The sequence below is a fragment of the Streptomyces sp. TRM68367 genome (assembly GCF_014495685.1).
Lineage (GTDB): Bacteria > Actinomycetota > Actinomycetes > Streptomycetales > Streptomycetaceae > Streptomyces.
The window spans coordinates 1-3,146 of record NZ_JACTVI010000228.1; the positions used below are offsets into that span (position 1 = coordinate 1).

3 protein-coding genes are annotated in these 3,146 nt (G+C 65.8%); all 3 read right to left on the minus strand.

The genetic code is table 11. From position 1 onward, the window contains the following. Positions 1-20: 20 nt before the first annotated feature. The 3 genes from H8R17_RS44925 to H8R17_RS44935 are packed head-to-tail and all read right to left on the minus strand — an operon-like array spanning position 21 to position 3,087. Positions 21-935, minus strand: a complete 915-nt coding sequence (locus H8R17_RS44925; protein ID WP_187828909.1) for a glycine betaine ABC transporter substrate-binding protein — start codon at positions 933-935, stop codon at positions 21-23. Positions 936-953: 18 nt separating this feature from the next. Then, positions 954-1,853 (minus strand): proline/glycine betaine ABC transporter permease, encoded by a 900-nt coding sequence (locus tag H8R17_RS44930; RefSeq protein WP_187828910.1) that lies wholly within the window; start codon positions 1,851-1,853, stop codon positions 954-956. Continuing rightward, positions 1,846-3,087, minus strand: coding sequence for a glycine betaine/L-proline ABC transporter ATP-binding protein (locus H8R17_RS44935; RefSeq protein WP_187828911.1), 1,242 nt, complete (start codon positions 3,085-3,087; stop codon positions 1,846-1,848). The genes H8R17_RS44930 and H8R17_RS44935 overlap by 8 nt, the downstream gene beginning before the upstream one ends. Between the last annotated feature and the right edge of the window lie 59 nt (positions 3,088-3,146).

The following is a 3,146-nucleotide window of genomic DNA, read 5'->3' on the forward strand; positions in this document are numbered from 1 at the left end:
GTGTTTCCGGCCTGCTTCGCTTACTTCAGCCAGGAGTCGACGAGAGACTTGTTCTTCGCGATCCACTCCTTGGCGGCTGCCTGTTCCTTGCCCTTGCCCTTTTCCTGGATCAGCAGCTCCAGGCTGCCCAGCTGGTCGCTGGTGAGCTTGAAACCGTTCATCCACTTGACGAGTTTGGGATTGTTCTTGGCGAACTCCTTGCTGGTGATCGTCTCGGCCTTGTCGGGCTTACCAAAGGCGCCCTTCGGGTCCTTCAGGGCCTTGATCGGGAACTTGGTGAATGCCCAGTGCGGCTTCCACAGCGTGACCACGATGGGCTTCTTCTGCTTGACGGAGGACTCGAGCGCCGACAGCATGGCCGGGGTGCTGCCCTCGACGAGGTCGTAGTCCTTCAGGCCGTAACCGGGTATGACGGACGTGCGGGTCAGCTTCATGAGCCCGGCGCCTGCCTCGATCCCGACGATCCGGTTGCCGAACTCCGCCTGCTTTCCCTTGAGATCCTCGATGGTGTTGACGTCCTTCATGTACGTCGGAACCGCGAGATTGTTTTCGGCGGGCCCGTACCAGGTGGAGACGACTTCGAGTTTGCTGCCGAAGCGGTCCCAGTACGCCTTGTGTGTGGTGGGCAGCCAGGCATCGGTGTACAAGTCCACCTGGCCGTTCGCCACGGCCGTGAAGGTGCTGGCAATGTCGAGCGACCGGACGTTCACCTTGTAGCCCCGCTCCTCCAGCAACTCCTTCCACAGGTAGGTGGTGGCGACGTTCTCGTCCCACCCGTCCACCATGGCGAAGCTCACGTTCTTGGAGTCGGGCTTGCTGTCGCTGCCCGATCCCACACTGGCGGTCTGCCCACTGCACGCCGCGAGCAGGAGAAGGACTCCGGCACTGCCGGCGGCAACGGCCAGTCTGTTCTTGGGGCGCATGGTACGGATCATGTGGGTGACTCCCATGGTTCAGGACGCGCTGGACAGTGCGGCGGGACGGGCGGTCTGTGCACGGCGGGATGCCAGTGCGGCGCGCAGCCGGCCACGGCGGCGCGGCGCGGCGAACGCGCTGGTGAAACGGTCGAGGAAGATGGCGAGGATGACCACGGCCAGGCCACCCTGGAACCCGGCGCCGACATCGAGAGTGCTGATGCCGCGCACGACGACGGAACCGAGTCCGCCCGCTCCGACCATGCCCGCGATCACCACCATGGACAGCGCCAGCATGATCACCTGGTTGACGCCGGCCATGATCGACGGCAGGGCCATGGGGAACTGCACGTCCCTCAGCAGCTGACGGGGCCTGGCACCGAACGCGAGCGCCGCCTCGACGACCTCCTTGTCGACCTGGCGGATGCCCAGCTCCGTCAGCCGGACCGCCGGAGGAACAGCAAAGACCGTGGTCGCCACCACTCCGGGCACGGCACCGATCCCGAAGAAGAAGACCGCGGGAATCAGGTAGACGAAGACCGGAAGCGTCTGCATGAAGTCGAGCACCGGCCGCACCATGCTGCTGGCCCGGCTGCTGCGCGCCGCCCACACCCCGATGGGGACGCCGATACCGACAGCGATAACGGACGCGACGATGACGATGGCCAGTGATTCCATGGCAGGAGTCCACAGGCCCATGCCCTGGATGAGCAGGAAAGCGACCAGCGTGAACGCCGTGAAGCCCCATTTCCGGGTGGAGACAGCCAGCAGAGTGAACACGCCGGTCACCACGAGGGCATGCGGAGCCGTGAGGACCGTCAGAACCGCGTTGACGAGGTTCAGCATCACACTCGAGATACCGTCGAAGACCGGTCCGAGGTTCGCTGTGAGCCAGTCGATCGCTTTCGAGACCGGAGTACCCAGGTCGATGTCAATCATGGCTGGCCTTCCGGGGGTTGGAGAGTGCCGCGAGCAACGCCGCCTTGGGTACGACGCCGAGGAGCCGGCCGTCGTCGTCAGTGACGGCGAGGGGGACGGAATGCTTGCTGACCAGTTCGCAGCAGTCCATCAACGGGGTGTCCGCCGAGACGTACCGGAAGTCGTCGGTCAGACAGTCCCGGATATCGGCCTTGCCGCTTCCGAGGGCATCGCCGAGCTCGTCGTTGCCGGCGGCACCCCGGATCACCCCGTCGTCGTCCAGGACGTAGACCGCGCCGGCGTCTACGTCGCCCAGGCGATGGAGCACGTCCGCAGGGCTCTCCCCCAGCTGGGCGGTGATGATCGGCCTGCGCATCACCGAGCCGGCGGTGATCACCCGGGACCGGTCGACGTCGGAGACGAACTCCGAGACGTAGTCGTTCGCCGGCTTCGAGAGGATCTCCTCCCCGGTGCCGAGCTGGACAACACGCCCGCCCCGCATCACCATGATCCGGTCACCCAACCGCATCGCCTCGTTGAGGTCGTGGGTGACGAAGACGATCGTACGCTTCAGGTCCTGCTGCAGGGACATCAGCAGATCCTGCATCTCCCGGCGGATCAGGGGATCGAGGGCGCTGAACGGCTCGTCCATGAGCAGGATCTCGGCATCGGTGGCCAGGGCACGGGCCAGCCCGACACGCTGCCGCTGGCCGCCGGACAGCTCGGACGGGCGCGCGTCCGCCCGGTCACCGAGGCCCACCGTCTTCAGCGCCCATTGCGCGCGTTCCCGCCGCCCGGACTCGCGAACACCGCGGACCTGGAGGCCGTAGGCGGCGTTCTCCCGGAGCGTGCGGTGGGGAAAGAGCGCGAAGTGCTGGAAGACCATGTTGATCTTCTTGTTGCGCAGCTCACGCAGCTCCGCGTCGCCCATCGTCGACACATTGCGGCCACCGACCAGCAGCTCACCCGACGTGGGCGGGATCAGCCGGTTCACCAACCGCAGCAGAGTGGACTTGCCCGATCCCGACAGACCCATGATCACAAAGAGCTCGCCGCGTGCCACCTCGAACGACACGTCGTTGACGGCCAGGAACTTCTTGTCCCGCGACCGTCGGCGCCAGCGCAGCCCCCCGGACCCGGAGTCGCCGACGGTGTCGAACGCCTTGGTGAGCCCCACCGCTCTGATCACGGGCTCGGGCCGCGACGGTTTCCCCTCGCTGAGCGGAGGAGGATTCGTGTGCAGGGACGTCGTCATATGGCTTCTCCGGCAGGTGGGGAACGTAGTCGCTTCTGGGGATGCCTCGTGTCGAGGTG